Below are 19,102 nucleotides of genomic sequence, written 5' to 3'. Positions count from 1 at the left end.
GTTTTATTCTACGATAGCTAAAATATCGTTTTCAGAGATAATCAACACTTCTTCACCGTCGATTTTTTCGCTTTTCACGCCGTAGCCTTCGTTAAAGATCACGGTGTCGCCGACTTTAACGTCTAACGGCTGTACAGTGCCGTTCTCCAAAATGCGACCTTTGCCCACCGCCAATACTTTAGCACGGGTGGATTTAGTGGCGGCGGAACCGGTCAGGACGATACCACCGGCCGAACGGGTTTCCACTTCTTCACGTTTGATAATCACACGGTCATGTAACGGACGAATATTCATCTTAATTTTCTCCTGGTTAGTTATAATGATAGATAAGTAAACGCACCGATAAAAACTAAAAATCAGTGCGGTAGTTGTGAAACCTTAATATGGGCGCGGTTTGAGAGTTTCAAGGGACAAAATAAAAAAATTACGGCAAGCGTTTGTCATCGTCGGCTTTTTTGTCATATTCCGCTTCAAAAATCGTCTCTTCAGCATGATGGCGTTGAGGTTGGCTTTGTCCGAAACCGCTGACAAACGTAAAGGAACGGATTTTTTTCGCTATGAGTTTTTCAAACAGCGTGGCGCTGAACGGCAGCAGTAGCAGAATTGCCACTAGGTCGCTCAGCAGTCCGGGAATAATAAACAGAATCCCGGCCAGCAGCCAAAGTGCGGTTTGCACCAAACTGTGAGTCGGCATTTCCCCTTGGCGCAATTGCTGCGACACACGGCTGAGCGTGTACCAACCGCGCAGACGGATTAATGCCAAACCGATCATTGACGAGACAATCAGCAACAGAATTAGCGGGAAAACCCCGATTGCACTGCCAATCGTGATCAACAGCGACAATTCCAGATAAACATAAATCCCGAAAATCGCTAGCAGAATTAACAATGGCATATTTTACCTCACTCAGCATTGAGCCTCAGTCATCGATCATATTGATTAGTATTGAGGCAAAAACCGCACTTTTCAAGCTTATCAAGAACTAAATTCGGATTAGAAAAACTAATCAATACAATCAATTTATATCCGATGATCAAAGTTTTTAAAGGAATAGAATAGTCCCCAGATAGTATTAAAACAGGATTCAAACTTAATTGAGCAACCCTATAAGCAGAGGAGAAAACAATATGACAGCGGTAAGAATGGAAAAAGATTTATTGGGTGAAAGAGCGGTGCCGGCAGAGGTTTATTGGGGCATTCACACCCTCAGAGCGGTGGAGAATTTTAAGATTTCCAATGCGGTGATTTCCGATATTCCGGAATTCGTACGCGGTATGGTGATGGTGAAAAAAGCGGCGGCAATGGCGAATGTCGAGCTGAAAGTGATCCCGAAAAAAATTGCCAATGCGATTATCGCCGCTTGTGATGAAGTGTTGGAGAAAGGGCGTTGTCTGGATCAATTCCCGTCCGATGTATTTCAGGGCGGCGCCGGCACGTCGGTGAATATGAACACCAATGAAGTGATTGCCAATTTGGCTTTAGAGTTGATGGGGCACCAAAAGGGCGAATATCAATATCTCGATCCAATGGATCACGTCAATGCCAGCCAATCGACCAATGATGCTTACCCGAGCGGCTTCCGCATTGCGGTTTATAACAGTTTGATGAAATTGGTTGAAAAGTTGCGTTACTTGAGAAAAGGATTCGAACAAAAAGCCGAAGAATTTTCCGGTGTTTTGAAAATGGGGCGCACCCAATTGCAAGACGCCGTGCCGATGAGTGTCGGTCAGGAATTCCAAGCCTTTGCGGTGTTGGTTGAAGAGGAAATCTTGAACGTCGCCCACGCCGCCAAATTGTTACTGGAAGTCAATTTGGGCGCGACTGCAATCGGTACCGGCGTCAATACGCCAAGCGGCTATTCGGCATTGGCAACCCGTTACCTGGCGGAAGTCAGCGGTTTGAATTGCACTTCCTCGAAAAACTTGATTGAGGCGACTTCCGACTGTGGCGCATATGTGATGGTGCACGGCGCACTGAAACGCACCGCCGTGAAATTATCCAAAGTATGCAATGACTTACGTTTGCTTTCATCCGGGCCGCGCGCCGGTTTGAATGAAATCAACCTGCCGGAATTGCAAGCCGGTTCATCGATTATGCCGGCAAAAGTCAACCCGGTGATTCCGGAAGTGGTCAACCAAGTTTGTTTCAAAGTGTTTGGTAATGATATGACCGTCACTTTCGCCGCGGAGGCCGGGCAGTTGCAACTTAACGTGATGGAGCCGGTCATCGGGCAAGCGATGTTCGAAACCATCTCCTTACTGACCAATGCCTGCGTCAATTTACGCGATAAATGTATTGACGGGATCACGGTCAATAAAGAAATTTGCGAAAGCTATGTATTTAATTCAATTGGGATTATTACTTATCTCAACCCGTTTATCGGTCACCATAACGGCGATCTGATCGGTAAGATTTGCGCCACCACCGGCAGAAGCGTGAAAGACGTGGTGCTGGAAAAAGGTTTGCTGACCGAAGCCGAATTGGACGATATTTTATCACCGGAAAACCTGATGAACCCGAAATACAAAGCGAAAGCGATTGAGGAATAGATTTTAAACGGTAGCAGAGAATCCCCTGACAGCAATATCAGGGGATTTTAGCTAAAGCGCTACCGATTTTGGTGTGAAAACCACGTTTAAACCTAAAGCTGCAGCAATTTTATTGATAGTTTCAAAACGCGGTTTGCTCTCGCCGGAAAGGGTCTTATACAGGCTTTCGCGTGCTAACCCGGTGTCTTTTGCCAGTTGGGTTATCCCTCTGGCGCGCGCAACATTTTTAAGCGCTAAAATAAATTCCTCTTCCGAACCGTTTGTCAGCGCATCGGTGAGATAAATCGCAATGGTTTCTTCATCAGTGAAATATTCAGCGGCATCAAATTCAGTAAATTGCATGCTTTTTCTCCTGTCTATAATCTGCCCAAAGTTGTTTAGCGCGTGCAATATCTTGCTGTTGCGTGCTTTTATCGCCACCGATAATCAGCAAGTAAGTGATTTTACCTTCTTGTGTATAGTAATTCGGTAGCCTTTGCCGGTGTCAATCCGCATTTCAAAAATGCCGCTGCCTAAGGATTTATAATCGCCGAAATTGCCAAGTTTGGCTCGGTCTAAATGGCGGCTAATCAGCGCCACAGCTGTTTTATCCTTGAGTTGTGCGAACCATTTTTTAAACAATTCGCTTTGTAAAATCATATTCATCGATTTTCAATTCCTATTGATTGTAATCTGTAGATTACATTATGACAAGAGTTAAATAATAGTAATAACCGATTGCCAAAATGAGAAATTTCGAGCTTACGGTTTTTTTTCTTGCCGTCTTTTGCCACTGATTTTTCTTTCGATCCCGATCGCAAAATTGAAATTTCTTTTTTAAACCGCACTTGACGAATTAATGGCATAATAGCGGCTTGATTTATTATTTAGGATCACTTATGCGTTTTTACCGCCAGCTACAGCCGTTCAAGATCATCAGTTTTGATTTGGATGATACCTTATATGATAACCATGCCGTGATTATGGAAGCGGAAACGCAGTTTTTAGCGGTGTTGCAACGTTTGGCATTACCGCACTTGCCGGCTGAGCTGTTGAAAGAGCGTTGGCGTGAGGTGAAAAGTGCGGTTGCGCTGGCTGATCCGTTGTTGAGCGAAGATGTGGTGCGGTGGCGGATCACCGCACTTGAATGGTTGTTACGGCAAAGTGCGGTTTCCGCCGATAAGATTGAGCCGATTATCACGCAGGTGATGGCGCATTTCGTGCATTGGCGACATCAAATTAGCGTGCCGTCACAGAGTTTGGAAATCCTAAATTATTTGGCACAGCGTTATCCGCTGGCGGCGATCACCAACGGCAATGTTGATCCGCAAAAAATCGGCTTGGATCACTTCAGCTTATGTTTACGCGGTGGCGAACACGGCAGGGCAAAACCGCACTTCGATCTGTTTGAGCAGACGGCACGCTACTTTAACGTGCGGTCAGAGCAGATTTTACATATCGGCGATAATCTGCAAACCGATGTACAAGGTGCGATTCAGGCCGGTTGTCAGGCGGTTTGGCTCAATCTCACGGACGATCATCTGCATTCAAACCCACAGAGCCGTAACTTGCCGACGCTGGAATTAACCGATTTGAGCCAGTTGCTACGCTTGGCGTGAGCAAGCCTTACGGTTGCACAACAGTAAACCGGCGATAATCAATAAGCTGCTGATTAAATGGTAAACCCGAATCGGTTCGCGCAACACCAAAATACTCAACACCGCCGCAAACAGCGGCACGGCGTTGGTGAAACTTGCGCCTTTTGCCGAGCCGACCACACTAATGCCGTAGTTCCAAAACACATAGGATAAAATCGACGGAAACAGAATCAGATAGGCGATAATGCCCCATTGCGCGGCATTTAATTCGGCATAAACCGCACTTTGCCCTTGTGCAACGGCAAACAAATAGACCGGCGTGAACAGCAGCATGCCCAAAGTAACCAGCGCAGTAACAAACGCAGCGTTGCCCAGTTGCGGCGGTTTCAGGCGCACAATCGCGCAGTACAGTGCCCAACTCAATGCCGAGCCAATCGCCCACAGATCACCGATATTGATATTCAACCGCAGAATATTACTCGGTTCGCCTTGCACCAAAAGATACAACACACCGGCAAAACTTAACAAGGCACCGAGTAACATGCGGGTTTCGATCGGATCGCGAAACAGCAAACGGTTGAGCAATAAGGTTGCCATCGGCACGGCGGCAAGGTAAATGCTGGCGTTGAGCGCGGTGGTGGTGAGCAAGCCTTGATAGAGAAAAACCGGAAAGAAAATAATGCCTAACACGCCAAGTGCGGTCAGCAGCAACCAGTAACGGCGCAGTAACGGCAGGCTGGCTTGCACTTGACGGCGAAACAGGAGCAACAAAATCAGCGCCGCCGGAAACCAACGGCTGAAATTCAGTACAATCGGCGAAATCTCGCTGCTAATGATTTTGCCGAACATAAAATTGCCGCCCCAAAACAGCGCGGCAAATAACAAGCCTAAATAGCCGTACAACACCTTAACGCTGTCCCCGTTCGACGATAATTCCAACTGCCGCCGCTTGCGCCACCGCACTTGGCTTGCTGAGTTTCAACTTCAGCCACGGAATGGCAAAGCGCTGTTGTAACTGTTCGGCAACCTGATACGCGACGGTTTCAATCAGCAAAAACGGCTTGCTACTGACATAATCCGAAATAAATTGGCTGACGTCGGCATAATTTAAACAATATTGCACATTGTCAGTCGCCGCCGCTCGGCTGCTGTCCCATGCCATTTCCAGATCAAACACCAGTTTCTGTTTAATCTGCTGCTCCCAATCGTAAACGCCGATGGTGGCGAACACAGTTAATTTTTCAATAAAAATGGTATCGTACATTTTTTTGCTCATTTTGCTCATTTTGCTCATTTTGCTCATTTTGCTCGAAATAGAAAATTTAACGCAGATTATGCCACCAATTTTGGGTACAATGAATGGCATTCTGCATTTTATTGTCGATTTTACGAGGTCGCTATGAGCCTGTTTGCGGTTTTTTATATGATTTTTGCCTATTTAATCGGATCGATTTCCAGTGCAATTCTGATTTCACGCCTTGCCGGATTGCCCGATCCGCGCACCGCCGGTTCGGGCAATCCCGGGGCGACCAATGTGTTGCGCAACGGCGGAAAATGGGCGGCGGCAGCGGTGTTGTTATTCGACCTGTTGAAAGGGATGTTGCCGGTTTGGGCGGGGTATTATTTAAATCTGACCCAATTTGAACTGGGCATGGTGGCGCTTGCCGCCTGTTTGGGGCACTGTTTTCCGATCTTTTTCGGCTTCAAAGGCGGCAAAGGCGTTGCCACCGCGTTCGGGGCAATTGCGCCAATCGCATGGGGAGTCGCCGGCAGCATGTTCGGCACTTGGTTGTTGGTGTTTTTAATCAGCGGCTACTCCTCCCTCAGCGCCATCATCACCGCACTTTTAGTGCCGTTATATGTTTATCTGTTCAAACCGGAATTCACTTTTCCGGTTGCCTTGGTTTGCTGTTTGTTAATCTACCGCCACCACGAAAATATCCAACGCCTGTGGCGCGGGCAAGAAGGGAAGATGTGGGATAAGTTTAAGCGGAAGTGATTTTGGCGATTTTTCTTATCACTATCGCTTTTTTGTCTTGCGGCGGTTGCATTTTATCAATTGGCAACTCTCAATTCAGCAAATGATAAATCGGTAAACAAGCGGCGGCGAGTGAAATGCTTTCGATGTTATTGTCGGGGCAATATAAAATCGGTTTAGGTTTGTTCGGCGGATCTTGGTAGAGCGGCGATTGTTTGATTTTGGCGATGATTTTGTCGCTCAATGCCGGCGGTAGCAGTCCGGTGATAACGATCACTTCCGGATCGAGCCAGTAAAGAACCGATTGAATGACCAATTGCAGCTGCTCACAGACACGCTGTAGCCACTGTTCGATAATCGGGTGTTGTGTGGCGATTAATTCATCCAATTGTTCGAGCGGCAAATCGGCGGCGCGCAAGGTTTTTTTCAAATCTTTCCAGGTCGGGCGCTGATCGCCGCTCGGGAAAAACGCGCCGATTTCACCGGCATTGCCGAAGCCGCCTTTGGTCAGTTTGCCTTGCGTGATGATACCGGCGCCCAAACCGTAATCAATGCTGATTACGGTCATATCTTTGATTTTATTCCAGTTGCCGGAATAAAATTCGCCGATTGCACTGACGTTAGTATTGTTTTCCACCCATGTCGGCAGTCCCAGTTGTTGTTCGAAGATCGCAGATAAATCCGGTTTGTGTTGCAGCACCGGCAGCCAAGGGGAAGAGCGTGATCCGTCTGCCAGCAGATAGCCGGGCACGGCATAGCCTATGCCCAGAATACGTGCGGTGGTCAGAAATTTCTTTTCCAATAAGGTGAAAACCGCACTTTTGATCTGCCGCACGATTTGTTCGAAGTGATCAGCGTTTTGGTATTTTTCGCTGTAGGTCGCCAGTTTTTTGCCGCAGAGATCGACAATCGATACATCGAAATACTCTTCGGAAAAAGATACGCCGACAGAACAACAGCCGGTCGGATTCAGTTCTAAATGGTACGACGGCAAACCGCGTTTACCGACAATTTTATCTCCCTCTTTGATTAACCCTGAAAACATCAGTTCACGGCAATATTGGGTGACGGCGCCGGGCGTTAAACCGGAAAGCTGGCTTAATTCGGCACGGGACGGCGAATATTGACGGATTAAATTGAGTAATAATTTTTGGCTGGGACGTAAATCAAAGCTGAAATAAGCGGTTTTAGACATGGTGATCCGATCATTGGTTAAAAGGGGATAACGCATTATCCCCTATTCTGCGGCAGGATTCTAGTGAGAAACCACTTCTTTGGTGAAGCCGAGCACTTGTGCTTTCGCCCAATCGGCGGAGAACCCGACGATGTCTTTTTTGCCTGATTCGCTGCTTAACGGGCGCACGCCGAAATGTCCGCTCAATTTTTGTTGGGTTTCAGGCGATGTTACCCATTGGGTGAACAGCAATGACGCAGCCGGATGCGGCGCATTTTTGGCTACGATAACGGCATTGCCGCCGCCCAACATGCCGAACTCCGGCACATAAAATTGCAGCCGTTTGGTGATTGCGCCTTGCTGTTGCAGGCTGAACAGGTGATCTTGCCATGCGGCAACCAGGTTTAATTCGCCGTCGTTCAAACGGGTCAGGCTGTCGGCGTTTGACGACGTGCGGGTCATGTTGGCGCTATTGTCTCTAAACCACTGCCAGGCCGCCTGCCATTTTTTGACTTGTTCGTTATCCACATTCGGCTGTTGGTAATCATAGTCGCCGGAGGTGTAAACAATCGCGCGTTGGATAAAGGCATTGCCCGAACCGCCGCCGTTTGGATCGGAATAACCGAATTTTTTCGGATTATTTTGGATATAGGCTTCCATTTGCTGCCAAGTTTGCGGCAACTCTTCCGCTTTCACCCGTAATGGATCATACGCCAGACCGGTTTGGTTGCCCCAAAAGCCGATGGCGTTGTTGCCCAGATCCACGCCTTGCAAATAGTGGTTAAGCTTGTCAAAGTGCGGTAAGCCGCTGAGATCGGTGGCAACATCAAAATTATTGACGATATTGACCCGATCGGCAGAGATGGCGATGATGTCCATTTTGCCCGGGGTCAGATTTTTCTCGGCAATCAGCTTATTGACGTTACCGTCCAGCGTACCTTCGGGAATCCGCACTTTGATGCCGTATTGCCGTTCAAAGTCTTTGACGACGCTACGCCAAGCCGGTTGCAGATACCAAACGCTGAACGTCACTTCGCCTTCTTGTTTGGCAAGGGTTTCGATTTCCGCCCACGATTTTCCGGCGAGCGAATCAGCATGGGATACGCTGGCCAGTGCTAAGGTTGAAACGGCTAAACCCAGTTGAGTCATTTTTTTTAAATAACGCATATATAGCTCCTTTTTATGGATAAAAACGGTGAATGACCATCAGCCTTTACCGCCGGATTGTGAAAGGTAGTTGCCTTTCAGCAATTTTTCGATAATCAACAATAAAATAATATTCGGAATCAACAGGATTAACGACACTACCGCTGCGTTCGGGCGCACAAACGAATAACCCAAGAACGAATACAGAATCGTCGGTACCGTGATGAAATCAGGCGATCCGATGACGAATGAAATGGAAAACTCTTCGATACTTTTTACCAGACAGAAAATAATCGAGGCGAGAAAACTCGGTTTTAACATCGGTAAATACACGTCTTTAAACGTGGTGATACGTGACGCACCCAAGTCACGGCTGGCGTCGATCAAATCCTGCGGCACGGAGGAAAAACCGGCGGACAAAATACGGATCGCATAGGGCAAGGTCATCACGGTGTGCCCGATGACAATACCGACAAACGGGCTGCGAATCTCTAAATCGATCAACACCGCACTGAAAAATAGCGCGATAATCATGCCGGGGATCACCAAAGGGATCAGGGTCAGCATTTCGGCGATTTTTTTACCACGGAAATCCATACGTCCGAAAGCGTAAGCCGTCGGCAAAGCCAGCGCAATTGCCAACGCGGAAACGGCGGGTGCGATGGTGTAACTGTTCAGCATGGCTTCCGGCAGGGCGGTATTTTCCCAAACCTCGAACCAGCGGGCGAACGAAAGCGATTGCGGCAATATATCCGGATAGCTCCATGGGTGCTCCGGATCGACCAGCGACCATAACCCCGCCATCAGCAACGGAATCACCAGCCAAACCACGTTGACGAGAATAAAAAAGGTCAAAGAAATGTTGGCAATCAGTCTGCCGTTTTTGGTTTTAACTTGGCTCATTTGATGTCTCCCCGTTTGGTTGCCAGCGGACGGATAAGGACGGAAATCAAGATAGTGAAGAAGGCGGAAGTCAGCATAATCATCATGGCGATCACCGCACTTTGATTCCATTCTTCAAATTGGTAAGCGGTCATTTGCATGAGCCGTGCCAACGAATAGGTGCTGCGCGGTCCGGCAATGGTATAGAAAGCGAAGTCGCCCAATGCGCCGATAAAAATTAATACGAACGCCACTTGCACCGCGCCCAACGTCATCGGAAAAATGACATAACGGAAACGCTGCCACGCATTCGAACCGAGATTGGCGGCAGCATCGAGCAGATCGTTTTTTAGCCCGTTGACCGCACCGCCGATCAGAATCAGCGCAAACGGAATGTTTTTCCACATCTGTAAAATCACCACGCCCCAGCCGAATTCATCATTTTGCAGCGATTTGGGTTCGTCCCAGATACCCAGCCACACCAGCGATTCGTTCAGAATGCCGTGATAGGAAATCACGTTGATAAACAGAAATGCCGCAACCAAACCCGGCACCAGCATTGGCGCCCGCAAAATAGTGATAATAACGACTTTGCCCGCAATCGGTCTGCGCAGCCACATGGCGATGGGGTAGGACACGATAATCGAGAAAATCGCCCCGAGCAGCGAAACCTTAACCGAATACGTCAGCGATTTTTGAAAGGTAGAATCCGCCAGTACGATACGCCAGAATTCGAGGGTAAAGTGCGGTTCGGCATTGTTGATGTTGTGTAGCCCGAAACTTTGCGCCACCACAATATAGAAGGTCGATCCCATCAACAATAAAATCGTGCCTAAACCGCTGCCGAGCAGCAACCACGCTTTGAGATCGTTACGGATATTTTTCATGAGACCGCCTCCAAAAAGTGAATTGCCGTGCGCGGCAGGCGAAAATCCAGCTTGGTTTTGCCTTGGATTTGCAAGAAGTTTTTTACTTGCAACCGCACTTTTTGACTCTCTGTGCCGCGTTCGATTTGCGCTTGGATTTCGGTTAAATTGCCCATGAATGCGGTTTGCAGAATGTCGGCGCTAAAGCGGTTTTCCGCCGTCGAATCCGTGCAAAGTTCCGCATCTTCGGGACGGAAACAGATATAAATCCACTCGGCTTGCGGCGTGATCTCCGATTCGACGATAAAATCACCGAATACCGAACTGACCTGATACAATTGTTCGCCGCAAGACCGCACTTTGGCGCGGGTGATGTTGGCAACGCCGATAAAATCGGCGACAAACCGGTTTTTCGGGCGGTAATAAATCTCTTCCGGTGTGCCGATTTGTTCGATATTGCCTTTGTTCAACACAATGATTTTGTCTGACATCGCCAGCGCCTCCGCTTGGTCGTGGGTGACGTAAATACTGGTCAAATTATATTGGCGGGAAAGTTGTTTGATTTCAAAACGCACACTTTCACGCAGCTTGGCATCGAGGTTTGATAGCGGTTCATCGAATAGAATGACGTCGGGGCGGGTGACCATCGCGCGGGCTAAAGCGACCCGTTGCTGTTGTCCGCCGGAAAGCTGACCGGGCAATTTCAGGCGGTGCAGTTCCAAATCCATCTGTTTCAGCGCCAGATCCAAACGGTTTTTTTGTTCCGCAGCGGCGATTTTGCGCTGTTGCAAGCCATAGCAAATATTGTGCGCCACATTCAAATGGGGAAACAGGGCATAGGATTGAAAGCACATCGCCGTGTTGCGTTTTTCCGGCGGCACATTGTTGACGTTTTTGCCGTCGATCAGGATTTCACCGGCGTCCGGCACATGAAAACCGGCAATCAGTTTCAGCAACGAGGTTTTGCCGCAGCCGCTCGGACCGAGCAGGGTAACGAATTCCCCCTCGTTAGCGGTAAACGAAATATTGTTTGCCGCATAATAATCCCCAAATTTTTTGGTGATTTTGTTAATCGTCAAAGTTGCCATACATTCCTCCATTAAGAAATCAGTAAGCCGGACGGCTTGGTTGCTGCGATAATACAGGACAAATATGACAGTTTCATTACGATTTAAAAAATAAACTCAAATTTTTATTTAATTTGTGATTTCGATCGCATTTATCTGGTATATTGCTACTAATTTGTTTTCAATTATTTGATAATTAAATTCAAATATGAGTGATAGACTAAGTGAGGAAAAAATGGGTTTTAATTTTATTGTTGCCGATCAAGGCATTATTTTAGCCAACAGCCACCGCGGATACAGTTCGCGTTATCCGGAAAATACCATGCCGGCGTTCGAAGCGGCACTGGCGGCGGGAACGCACACGGTGGAGTTGGATGTGCACATGACCAAAGACGAAAAGTTGGTGGTCCATCATGATTTCACCATTGATCGGGTTTCGACCGGCAGCGGTTATATTGAGCAGATGACGTTGGCGGAGTTGCAACAGTATGACTATGGGGTTAAATTCGGCACTGAATTTGCCGGTACTAAATTGCCCGAGCTGCGCGAAGTGCTGTTATGGGCGGTGGCAAACAATGTCGGACTGGTATTGGAAGTGAAGCAAAAACAGCACCATCAACGTTGCGCCGAAGTGCTGGCGGCATTGTTGTTGGAAACCGAAGCGCTGGATAATGTTTTGTTGTTGGCGTTCGATCACGTTCTGATCAACCGTGTTAAAACGATTGTGCCGCAGGTGAAATTGCAAGTGGTGACACTGGCACGTTATAACAAGCAATTGGAGGCGGTTTTAGCCTCAAATGCCGATAGCGTGTGTGTCGAATACCATTATATTCACCGTGACGATTTGATCGCCTATAAAAAAGCCGGTTTATCGGTGCGTTTATATCTGCACGAATCGCCGCCTGAGATGGAAATCACTCAAGTCTATAATCAAAAATACGGTTTTGATGTGGAAAGCGAAATTATCGGCTGGCTGCGCGAAGGGCTGATTGATATGCTCAGCCATGATGATATTCCGTATTTATGCAAGCTGATTGAAAAAGCGGGTAAAAACTATTATTAGCTTTCAAAAAAGCGGTTGCGAAACGGGGGAATATATCCCCCTTTCTACGCTTTATTCCTGTTCCATTTTCTTGATAATCACCGCATAGGTAAGCAGTGAAATGCCGTTGGAGATCAGTTCGATCGCCAGCAGCAAACCGAGCAGCATTGCGGCGGCGTTCGGCAGATTGGCGAAGATAACGATGGAAATCAGGATCGAAAGCAAGCCGGAAAACATCACGAAGCCGAAGAACGGAGTGGCACGCAGGCGCCATGACGCCAACAATTTGGCGCCGCCGATTAACAGCAATAAAATCGAAATCGTGGCGGTGAGCGAAAACAAGGTCTCAAGCGGATTAGTCAACATTACCAAACCGACCAGCAAGCCGATTACGCCGGACAACATCACCCAAGAGAGACGCTGGGTTTTCCATGCCGAGTAGATTTGAATCAAGCCGATCACGATAAAAATCCACGAAATCAATTGTTCTACCGCAATACTGGCGGCGAACGGATTGATAATCGCAAATAGCCCGAACAGGATTGAAATACAACCGATTATTAACCAAGTGTGCCAATTTTTCATCATCATTTCCTTTTTCGTTTAATCAAATCATTAAATTAGCTGGAAGTTAACGGCGGAAGCTCCGTCATATTCCAACGCGGGCGCACGTCAATGCGCAAATCCGATTGCTGACCGCTCTTTAAGCGTAAAAATCCGGCGTAAGCAATCATTGCGCCGTTGTCGGTGCAAAATTGCGGTTGCGGATAAAATACTTCCCCGCCGATTTGCCGCATTAATTCGGCTAATCCGTGGCGAAGTGCGGTATTGGCGCTGACGCCGCCGGCGATCACCAAGCGTTTTAAGCCGCTTTGTTGCAAGGCGCGGCGGCATTTGATCATTAGGGTATCGACCACAGCTTCTTGAAAGGCGAAAGCAATATCGGCACGGGTTTGTTCGTCATTCGGATTGTTTGCAATGGTGTTGGCGGCAAAGGTTTTTAAGCCCGAGAAACTGAAATCCAAGCCCGGACGATCGGTCATCGGGCGCGGAAATTTAAACCGCACGTTGCCTTTTTGCGCCAATTTTGCCAATGCCGCGCCGCCAGGATAATCCAAACCAAGCAACTTAGCCGTTTTGTCGAAGGCTTCACCGGCGGCATCGTCGATGGATTCGCCCAATAACTGATATTGCCCAACGCCATCGACTTGCACCAACTGGGTATGTCCGCCGGAGACCAATAATGCGATAAACGGAAAGCCAGGCGGATTGCTTTCCAACATCGGCGCGAGCAAGTGCCCTTCCATGTGATGTACGCCCAACGCCGGCACATTCCAGGCATACGCCAACGAACGGGCGATGGTTGCACCGACCAACAACGCCCCGACCAAACCCGGTCCGGCGGTGTACGCCACGCCGTCAATCTCGGCGGCGGTCAGGTTGGCTTCTTTTAATGCGGCTTGAATCAGCGGCGCGGTTTTGCGGATATGATCGCGCGAGGCAAGTTCCGGCACGACCCCGCCGTAATCGGCGTGCAGCGCAATTTGCGTGTATAATTGGTTGGCGATCAAGCCGTGCCGTTCATCGTAAATCGCAACGCCGGTTTCATCGCAGGAGGTTTCAATGCCTAAAATCCGCATTTTTTTGTTCCTGTGGTCTAATGTATTGGAATAAGCGATTATTCTACTATGCCGCGATTTCTATGCAACCTTTCTCTCTTTCCGCGAGGCTAAGCAGCGGGCAAATTTTTAGCAAAAAAGCAAACTTTGCTTTGACTTTTACCCGTCTTTTGCATTAGAATTGCAAACCTTTATATAGTCCTGTCGCTTTAATTGCGGCAATTACGTTAAAATAACAAAGTTCCTTTGAGGTGAATGGCACATGCCTGTAATTAAAGTACGTGAAAACGAATCCTTTGACGTTGCATTACGTCGTTTCAAACGTTCATGCGAAAAAGCCGGTATCTTAGCCGAAGTTCGCAGCCGTGAATTCTATGAAAAGCCAACAACAATCCGTAAACGTGAAAAAGCGTCCGCGCAAAAACGTCATGCGAAAAAATTGGCTCGTGAAAACGCACGTCACACTCGTTTATACTAATTTTCAGCTTGCGACCGCACTTGGCGGTTGAATGCTAAAATTCGATAGAACCGTGATCCCTCAGGCTTCACGGTTTTATTCTATATGCTTTCTTCCTTTTTATCGATTTCTGTTTCGTTGCTGAATAAGCCCTTATCACGGAGCAATTGCATTATATGAAAGGACTAATCCCCAGAACCTTTATTGACGATTTGCTGGCGCGCACCGATATTGTCGAGTTGGTCAATACACGGGTCAAGCTGAAAAAAGCCGGACGGGATTACCAAGCCTGCTGTCCTTTTCATCATGAGAAGACGCCTTCTTTTACTGTCAGTCAAAATAAACAATTTTATCACTGCTTCGGTTGCGGTGCCCACGGCAATGCCATCAGCTTTTTGATGGAATATGACAAGTTGGAATTTGTCGAGGCGGTAGAAGAACTGGCGGCAATCTACGGTTTGGACGTGCCGCGTGAGCAGGGCAAAGCCGAGCAGGGCGGTACGCACTTAACTTATCAAAGTAAGCGCGATCTCCACCAATTAATGCAAGCAATCGCCGATTTTTATCAGCACAATCTGCAAGCGGATATTCCGGCGCAAGCCTATGTGGAAAAGCGCGGACTGTCGCCAGAGGTGGTGCGGCGTTACCAAATCGGTTTTGTGCCGAACAGCATGGATTCGGTGTTGCGCAAATTCGCCAAAAGCAAAGATACCGAGCAGCAGTTGCTCGACAGCGGAATGTTGTCGAAAAATGATCGCGGCAATATTTATGATCGTTTTCGCAACCGTTTAATGTTTCCGATTCGCGATAAGCGCGGGCGGGTGATCGCCTTCGGCGGGCGCGTGTTGGGTGATGAAAAGCCGAAATACCTTAACTCACCGGAAACCGCTATTTACCATAAAGGCAACGAGCTGTACGGGTTATACGAAGCCTTGCAAGACAATGCCGAACCGGAATTTCTGCTGGTGGTGGAAGGCTACATGGACGTGGTGGCGTTGGCGCAATTCGGTGTAAATAATGCGGTTGCCGCATTAGGCACGGCGACCACCGGGGAGCAGATTTATCAGTTGTTCCGCAGTTGCGAACAGATTGTCTGCTGTTACGACGGCGACCGTGCCGGGCGCGAGGCGGCGTGGCGCGCGTTGGAAAATGCGTTACCGCACTTGCAAGACGGGCGGCAGCTCAAATTCGTATTTTTGCCCGACGGCGAAGATCCCGATTCCTATATCCGCCAAGTCGGCAAAGACGCGTTTTTACAGTTTGTCGCGCAAGCCAAAAGCTTGAATGAATTTCTGTTTGAACATTTATTGGCGCAGGTGGATCTCACCAGTAAAGAAGGCAAGGCGAAACTGGCGGCGTTGAGCGAGCCGTTGATTCAAAAAATTCCGGGCAAATTGCTGCGCACCTATTTGGTGGAAATGTTGGGTAGCAAATTGGGGATTTTAGATCCGAACCAGCTACAGAAATTATTGGCGGCGCCGGAACATCAGGCAAAACCGCACTTTAGGCAGCCCAAAATCAAACAAACGCCAATGCGCTTGTTGATTGCGCTGTTATTACAAAATCCGAAATTGGTGGAGCTGATCCCTGATATTGAATCGCTACAGGCATTGCAAGATCCCGGTTTTCAACTGTTTTACGAACTGGCGAATTTGTGCAGGGAGCGGGTGGGGCTGACCACCGGGCAGATTTTGGAACATTGGCGCGGAAAAGAAAACAGCCGACACCTTGAAATGTTGGCATTGTGGGATCATTTAATCAATGACGAAAACGTCGAAAAAACCTTTACCGATAATCTCAGTTATCTGTATAACCAATTAATTGAAAAACGTATGGAACTGCTAATTGCCAAAGATCGCAACCACAGTTTGAGTCTCGACGAGAAAAAAGAGTTGGCGCAATTGCTGTTGGCAAGCAAATAAATCCATTGGGTAAGCTTCGGCGGTTATGTTATAATAGCACGCTGTAATTTGCCTTTTAACCTTAATAATCAATAAGTGCGGGTGTCTAACTTATGGAGCAAACCTCTAAATCTCAACTAAAATTACTAATTGCTCAGGGAAAAGAACAGGGTTATCTGACCTTTGCCGAGGTGAACGATCACCTGCCTGAAGAATTGGTCGATGCCGAGCAGATTGAAGATATTATTCAAATGATCAACGACATGGGGATTCAGGTGTTGGAAACCGCCCCTGACGCCGATGATTTGATGTTGAATGAAACCATCGCCGATGAAGACGCCGTGGAAGAAGCGACCCAAGTGCTGTCCAGCGTGGAAGCCGAATTGGGGCGCACCACCGACCCGGTGCGGATGTATATGCGCGAAATGGGCAGCGTGGAATTGCTGACCCGCGAAGGCGAAATCGATATTGCCAAACGCATTGAAGAAGGCATTAACGAAGTGCAAAGTGCGGTTGCGGAATATCCGGAAGCGATCACCTCGTTATTGGAACAGTACGACCAAGTAGAAGCCGGTACCATCCGCTTGACTGATTTGATCACCGGTTTTGTGGATTTAAACGATATTGTGGCAGAAGAAGCGGCTGAAATAGATGAATTTGCCGAGGTGGACGAGGACGGCGCTGCCGACGTTGCCGATTTGGATGACGACGAGGAAGAAGCCGAAAGTGACGATAGCGGCGATAGCGATGACTCTGATAACAGCATTGACCCGGAATTTGCCCGTCAAAAATTCACCGAATTAAAAGAACATTACAGCGTGACGCTGGAAGTAATCCGCAAACATGGGCGAACCAGTAAAAAAGCCAAAGAGCATATTGCGGTGTTGTCGGAAGTATTCCAACAATTCCGCTTGGTGCCGAAACAATTCGACAGTTTGGTTTTGTTAATGCGCGGCATGTTAAAACGAATCCGTACCGAAGAGCGCCAATTGCGCCGTTTGGTCAGCGACTACAGCAAAGTGCCGAGCACGCACTTCCCGAAAGGCTTCATCGGACACGAAACCAGCGACGCATGGTTAGTGAAAGCGTTAAGCGCAGGCAAACCGTGGTCGGAAAAATTACAGAACTACGAGCCGGAAATCCGTGAGATTATCGGGCGTTTCGAAGTAATCGAAAAAGACAGCAGCTTGTCAGTGGCGCAAATCCGTGAAATCGGCGAACGTATTTCACAGGGCGAATTGAAAGCCCGCCGTGCCAAAAAAGAGATGGTGGAAGCCAACTTACGTTTGGTGATTTCGATTGCGAAAAAATACACCAACCGCGGTCTGCAATTCTTGGATTTGATTCAAGAGGGCAATATCGGTTTGATGAAAGCGGTGGATAAATTCGAATACCGTCGCGGTTACAAATTCTCGACCTATGCCACGTGGTGGATTCGTCAGGCGATCACCCGTTCGATCGCCGATCAGGCGCGTACTATCCGTATCCCGGTGCATATGATTGAAACCATTAACAAACTCAACCGTATTTCGCGCCAAATGCTGCAAGAAATGGGGCGTGATGCCACGCCGGAAGAGTTGGCGGAACGCATGAACATGCCGGAAGATAAAATCCGCAAAGTGCTGAAAATCGCCAAAGAGCCGATTTCAATGGAAACCCCGATCGGCGACGATGACGATTCGCATTTAGGCGACTTTATCGAAGACAGCACCCTTGAGCTGCCGTTGGATTCCGCCACAGCGGAAAGCCTGAAAATGGCAACCCAAGAAGTGTTGGACGGTTTGACCCCGCGTGAAGCGAAAGTATTGAGAATGCGTTTCGGTATTGACATGAACACCGATCACACCTTGGAAGAAGTGGGCAAACAATTTGACGTCACCCGTGAACGGATTCGTCAAATCGAAGCCAAAGCCCTGCGCAAACTGCGCCACCCGAGCCGTTCGGAAAACCTGAAAAGTTTCTTGGATGAATAAAAAGCATTGATTTAAAAAGAAAAAGTGCGGTAATTCGAGAGAAATACCGCACTTTTTGTTATAGCAGACAAAGGCTGCCTATAAAAACCATACGCTATGCGTATGGAATCAAAGAGCTGGCATAGTAGAAAAAATCCTCCGATATAATGAACAAGGCTGACAACCAAAATTCAAGATATAGGAGGATATGCCAATAGCAAGTAAATCCAATGACGGTTCAAGTCTATCACATACAAGATGGAACTGTAAGTATCACATAGTCTTTACCCCTAACTATTGAATAAATAGCGGATTTGGCGAGCGGGATAGTTAAACCTCACTTTGGGAATCGATCTGAGATTGATCAAACCTCAAAGTGCGGTTTTATTTTATCCGTTCGATACTAACCACGGTTGCTGTTTTTCATAATCCGCTCTTTGGCGCGTTGCCATTCGCGGTCTTGGATGGTATCACGTTTATCGTGTTGTTTTTTACCTTTCGCCAAACCAATTTTGATTTTCGCCCAGGCATTTTTCCAATATAACGATAAGGCGACGATGGTGTAACCGTCGCGGTTGGCTTTACCGAACAGGCTTGCCAACTCGCGTTTGCTTAACAACAGTTTGCGTGTGCGGGTCGGATCGGCGACAACATGGGTTGAGGCAACATTTAACGGGGTAATCATTGCGCCGAACAGATAGGCTTCGCCGTTTTTAAAAATCACATAGCTGTCGCTGATATTGGCTTTACCGGCACGCATGGATTTCACTTCCCAACCTTGCAGGGATAGTCCGGCTTCGATTTCGTCCTCGATAAAATAATCGTGGCGCGCCCGTTTATTCAGGGCAATGGTATTCGAGCCGACTTTTGCTTTTTTCTTAGTCATAATAA

The 19,102-nt window shown here is 47.9% G+C and carries 21 protein-coding genes and 1 pseudogene; 8 read left to right on the top strand and 14 right to left on the bottom strand.

Annotated features, from left to right (window positions below; genetic code table 11):
* Positions 1-3: 3 nt before the first annotated feature.
* Both ACWA50_RS12600 and ACWA50_RS12595 read right to left on the bottom strand, forming a co-directional pair.
* On the bottom strand, positions 4-294 hold the full coding sequence (locus tag ACWA50_RS12600) for a co-chaperone GroES (RefSeq protein WP_431053054.1): 291 nt from the start codon (positions 292-294) through the stop codon (positions 4-6).
* Between the two features lie 130 nt (positions 295-424).
* Entirely contained in the window at positions 425-895 is a 471-nt protein-coding gene (locus tag ACWA50_RS12595; RefSeq protein ID WP_431053052.1) for an FxsA family protein, read from the bottom strand.
* Between the two features lie 233 nt (positions 896-1,128).
* Here ACWA50_RS12595 and aspA point away from each other — a divergent pair, with 233 nt between their 5' ends.
* A complete protein-coding gene (aspA, locus tag ACWA50_RS12590) occupies positions 1,129-2,550 on the top strand; it encodes an aspartate ammonia-lyase (protein ID WP_431053050.1) in 1,422 nt (473 codons plus the stop codon).
* A gap of 51 nt (positions 2,551-2,601) precedes the next feature.
* Here the strand turns inward: aspA and ACWA50_RS12585 are convergent, their stop codons facing one another.
* Together ACWA50_RS12585 and ACWA50_RS12580 are read right to left on the bottom strand one after the other, a co-directional pair.
* Complete coding sequence (locus ACWA50_RS12585) at positions 2,602-2,892, bottom strand: addiction module antidote protein (RefSeq protein ID WP_431054247.1); 291 nt, start codon at positions 2,890-2,892, stop codon at positions 2,602-2,604.
* Positions 2,893-2,976: 84 nt separating this feature from the next.
* On the bottom strand, positions 2,977-3,195 hold the full coding sequence (locus ACWA50_RS12580) for a type II toxin-antitoxin system RelE/ParE family toxin (RefSeq protein ID WP_431053048.1): 219 nt from the start codon (positions 3,193-3,195) through the stop codon (positions 2,977-2,979).
* Between the two features lie 233 nt (positions 3,196-3,428).
* Here ACWA50_RS12580 and ACWA50_RS12575 point away from each other — a divergent pair, with 233 nt between their 5' ends.
* Positions 3,429-4,148 (top strand): HAD-IA family hydrolase, encoded by a 720-nt coding sequence (locus ACWA50_RS12575; RefSeq protein ID WP_431053046.1) that lies wholly within the window; start codon positions 3,429-3,431, stop codon positions 4,146-4,148.
* Here the strand turns inward: ACWA50_RS12575 and ACWA50_RS12570 are convergent.
* Together ACWA50_RS12570 and folB are read right to left on the bottom strand one after the other, a co-directional pair.
* Positions 4,134-5,033: a DMT family transporter gene (locus ACWA50_RS12570; protein WP_431054246.1), complete on the bottom strand. Its 900-nt coding sequence runs from the start codon at positions 5,031-5,033 to the stop codon at positions 4,134-4,136. The genes ACWA50_RS12575 and ACWA50_RS12570 overlap by 15 nt on opposite strands.
* Position 5,034: 1 nt before the next feature.
* Positions 5,035-5,391: a dihydroneopterin aldolase gene (folB, locus tag ACWA50_RS12565; protein ID WP_431054245.1), complete on the bottom strand. Its 357-nt coding sequence runs from the start codon at positions 5,389-5,391 to the stop codon at positions 5,035-5,037.
* Between the two features lie 135 nt (positions 5,392-5,526).
* On the opposite strand from folB, the gene plsY reads away from it, so the two are divergent.
* Complete coding sequence (plsY, locus tag ACWA50_RS12560; protein WP_431053044.1) at positions 5,527-6,126, top strand: glycerol-3-phosphate 1-O-acyltransferase PlsY; 600 nt, start codon at positions 5,527-5,529, stop codon at positions 6,124-6,126.
* A 70-nt stretch (positions 6,127-6,196) separates the two neighbouring features.
* Here the strand turns inward: plsY and ACWA50_RS12555 are convergent, their stop codons facing one another.
* Genes ACWA50_RS12555 through ACWA50_RS12535 form a run of 5 tightly spaced genes read right to left on the bottom strand, consistent with a single transcriptional unit; the run spans position 6,197 to position 11,261 of the window.
* On the bottom strand, positions 6,197-7,336 hold the full coding sequence (locus ACWA50_RS12555) for an ROK family protein (RefSeq protein ID WP_431053042.1): 1,140 nt from the start codon (positions 7,334-7,336) through the stop codon (positions 6,197-6,199).
* Positions 7,337-7,360: 24 nt separating this feature from the next.
* The gene (locus ACWA50_RS12550) at positions 7,361-8,446 is read right to left on the bottom strand and encodes an extracellular solute-binding protein (RefSeq protein WP_431053040.1); all 1,086 of its coding nucleotides are present in this window, start codon (positions 8,444-8,446) and stop codon (positions 7,361-7,363) included.
* Between the two features lie 39 nt (positions 8,447-8,485).
* Positions 8,486-9,328, bottom strand: a complete 843-nt coding sequence (locus tag ACWA50_RS12545; RefSeq protein WP_431053038.1) for an ABC transporter permease — start codon at positions 9,326-9,328, stop codon at positions 8,486-8,488.
* Entirely contained in the window at positions 9,325-10,194 is an 870-nt protein-coding gene (locus ACWA50_RS12540) for an ABC transporter permease (RefSeq protein ID WP_431053036.1), read from the bottom strand. The genes ACWA50_RS12545 and ACWA50_RS12540 overlap by 4 nt, the downstream gene beginning before the upstream one ends.
* Complete coding sequence (locus ACWA50_RS12535; protein ID WP_431053034.1) at positions 10,191-11,261, bottom strand: ABC transporter ATP-binding protein; 1,071 nt, start codon at positions 11,259-11,261, stop codon at positions 10,191-10,193. Before ACWA50_RS12535 ends, ACWA50_RS12540 begins: the two co-directional genes overlap by 4 nt.
* A gap of 214 nt (positions 11,262-11,475) precedes the next feature.
* Here ACWA50_RS12535 and ACWA50_RS12530 point away from each other — a divergent pair, with 214 nt between their 5' ends.
* Positions 11,476-12,303 carry a glycerophosphodiester phosphodiesterase gene (locus ACWA50_RS12530; RefSeq protein WP_431053032.1) on the top strand — a complete coding sequence of 276 codons (828 nt, stop codon included), beginning with the start codon at positions 11,476-11,478 and terminating at the stop codon, positions 12,301-12,303.
* 51 nt (positions 12,304-12,354) lie between these two features.
* Here ACWA50_RS12530 and ACWA50_RS12525 read toward each other — a convergent pair whose 3' ends face one another.
* Positions 12,355-12,873, bottom strand: coding sequence for an HdeD family acid-resistance protein (locus tag ACWA50_RS12525; protein WP_431053030.1), 519 nt, complete (start codon positions 12,871-12,873; stop codon positions 12,355-12,357).
* Positions 12,874-12,902: 29 nt separating this feature from the next.
* Entirely contained in the window at positions 12,903-13,922 is a 1,020-nt protein-coding gene (tsaD, locus tag ACWA50_RS12520) for a tRNA (adenosine(37)-N6)-threonylcarbamoyltransferase complex transferase subunit TsaD (RefSeq protein ID WP_431053028.1), read from the bottom strand.
* Positions 13,923-14,163: 241 nt separating this feature from the next.
* Between tsaD and rpsU the strand changes: the two genes are divergently transcribed.
* From rpsU to ACWA50_RS12500, 4 genes and pseudogenes are all read left to right on the top strand, one after another.
* Positions 14,164-14,379: a 30S ribosomal protein S21 gene (gene rpsU / locus ACWA50_RS12515; RefSeq protein WP_034614227.1), complete on the top strand. Its 216-nt coding sequence runs from the start codon at positions 14,164-14,166 to the stop codon at positions 14,377-14,379.
* A gap of 155 nt (positions 14,380-14,534) precedes the next feature.
* Positions 14,535-16,280 (top strand): DNA primase, encoded by a 1,746-nt coding sequence (gene dnaG / locus ACWA50_RS12510; RefSeq protein ID WP_431053025.1) that lies wholly within the window; start codon positions 14,535-14,537, stop codon positions 16,278-16,280.
* 92 nt (positions 16,281-16,372) lie between these two features.
* The gene (gene rpoD / locus ACWA50_RS12505) at positions 16,373-18,232 is read left to right on the top strand and encodes an RNA polymerase sigma factor RpoD (RefSeq protein WP_431053023.1); all 1,860 of its coding nucleotides are present in this window, start codon (positions 16,373-16,375) and stop codon (positions 18,230-18,232) included.
* Positions 18,233-18,425: 193 nt separating this feature from the next.
* Positions 18,426-18,509, top strand: a pseudogene (locus ACWA50_RS12500) (IS200/IS605 family transposase); the annotation flags it as partial.
* A 105-nt stretch (positions 18,510-18,614) separates the two neighbouring features.
* Here ACWA50_RS12500 and smpB read toward each other — a convergent pair.
* Positions 18,615-19,097: an SsrA-binding protein SmpB gene (smpB, locus tag ACWA50_RS12495; protein WP_431053021.1), complete on the bottom strand. Its 483-nt coding sequence runs from the start codon at positions 19,095-19,097 to the stop codon at positions 18,615-18,617.
* Between the last annotated feature and the right edge of the window lie 5 nt (positions 19,098-19,102).

Source organism: Testudinibacter sp. P17/SS/0325, assembly GCF_053570765.1.
This window is presented reverse-complemented; position numbering and strand designations above follow the sequence as displayed.

Excerpts from the sequence above, each read along its gene's own strand:
- ACWA50_RS12600 (WP_431053054.1), bottom strand. The coding sequence starts at position 294 with ATGAATATTCGTCCGTTACATGACCGTGTGATTATCAAACGTGAAGAA.
- ACWA50_RS12595 (WP_431053052.1), bottom strand. The coding sequence starts at position 895 with ATGCCATTGTTAATTCTGCTAGCGATTTTCGGGATTTATGTTTATCTG.
- aspA (WP_431053050.1), top strand. The coding sequence starts at position 1,129 with ATGACAGCGGTAAGAATGGAAAAAGATTTATTGGGTGAAAGAGCGGTG.
- ACWA50_RS12585 (WP_431054247.1), bottom strand. The coding sequence starts at position 2,892 with ATGCAATTTACTGAATTTGATGCCGCTGAATATTTCACTGATGAAGAA.
- ACWA50_RS12580 (WP_431053048.1), bottom strand. The coding sequence starts at position 3,195 with ATGAATATGATTTTACAAAGCGAATTGTTTAAAAAATGGTTCGCACAA.
- ACWA50_RS12575 (WP_431053046.1), top strand. The coding sequence starts at position 3,429 with ATGCGTTTTTACCGCCAGCTACAGCCGTTCAAGATCATCAGTTTTGAT.
- folB (WP_431054245.1), bottom strand. The coding sequence starts at position 5,391 with ATGTACGATACCATTTTTATTGAAAAATTAACTGTGTTCGCCACCATC.
- plsY (WP_431053044.1), top strand. The coding sequence starts at position 5,527 with ATGAGCCTGTTTGCGGTTTTTTATATGATTTTTGCCTATTTAATCGGA.
- ACWA50_RS12555 (WP_431053042.1), bottom strand. The coding sequence starts at position 7,336 with ATGCGTTATCCCCTTTTAACCAATGATCGGATCACCATGTCTAAAACC.
- ACWA50_RS12550 (WP_431053040.1), bottom strand. The coding sequence starts at position 8,446 with ATGCGTTATTTAAAAAAAATGACTCAACTGGGTTTAGCCGTTTCAACC.
- ACWA50_RS12545 (WP_431053038.1), bottom strand. The coding sequence starts at position 9,328 with ATGAGCCAAGTTAAAACCAAAAACGGCAGACTGATTGCCAACATTTCT.
- ACWA50_RS12540 (WP_431053036.1), bottom strand. The coding sequence starts at position 10,194 with ATGAAAAATATCCGTAACGATCTCAAAGCGTGGTTGCTGCTCGGCAGC.
- ACWA50_RS12535 (WP_431053034.1), bottom strand. The coding sequence starts at position 11,261 with ATGGCAACTTTGACGATTAACAAAATCACCAAAAAATTTGGGGATTAT.
- ACWA50_RS12530 (WP_431053032.1), top strand. The coding sequence starts at position 11,476 with ATGGGTTTTAATTTTATTGTTGCCGATCAAGGCATTATTTTAGCCAAC.
- ACWA50_RS12525 (WP_431053030.1), bottom strand. The coding sequence starts at position 12,873 with ATGATGATGAAAAATTGGCACACTTGGTTAATAATCGGTTGTATTTCA.
- tsaD (WP_431053028.1), bottom strand. The coding sequence starts at position 13,922 with ATGCGGATTTTAGGCATTGAAACCTCCTGCGATGAAACCGGCGTTGCG.
- rpsU (WP_034614227.1), top strand. The coding sequence starts at position 14,164 with ATGCCTGTAATTAAAGTACGTGAAAACGAATCCTTTGACGTTGCATTA.
- dnaG (WP_431053025.1), top strand. The coding sequence starts at position 14,535 with ATGAAAGGACTAATCCCCAGAACCTTTATTGACGATTTGCTGGCGCGC.
- rpoD (WP_431053023.1), top strand. The coding sequence starts at position 16,373 with ATGGAGCAAACCTCTAAATCTCAACTAAAATTACTAATTGCTCAGGGA.
- smpB (WP_431053021.1), bottom strand. The coding sequence starts at position 19,097 with ATGACTAAGAAAAAAGCAAAAGTCGGCTCGAATACCATTGCCCTGAAT.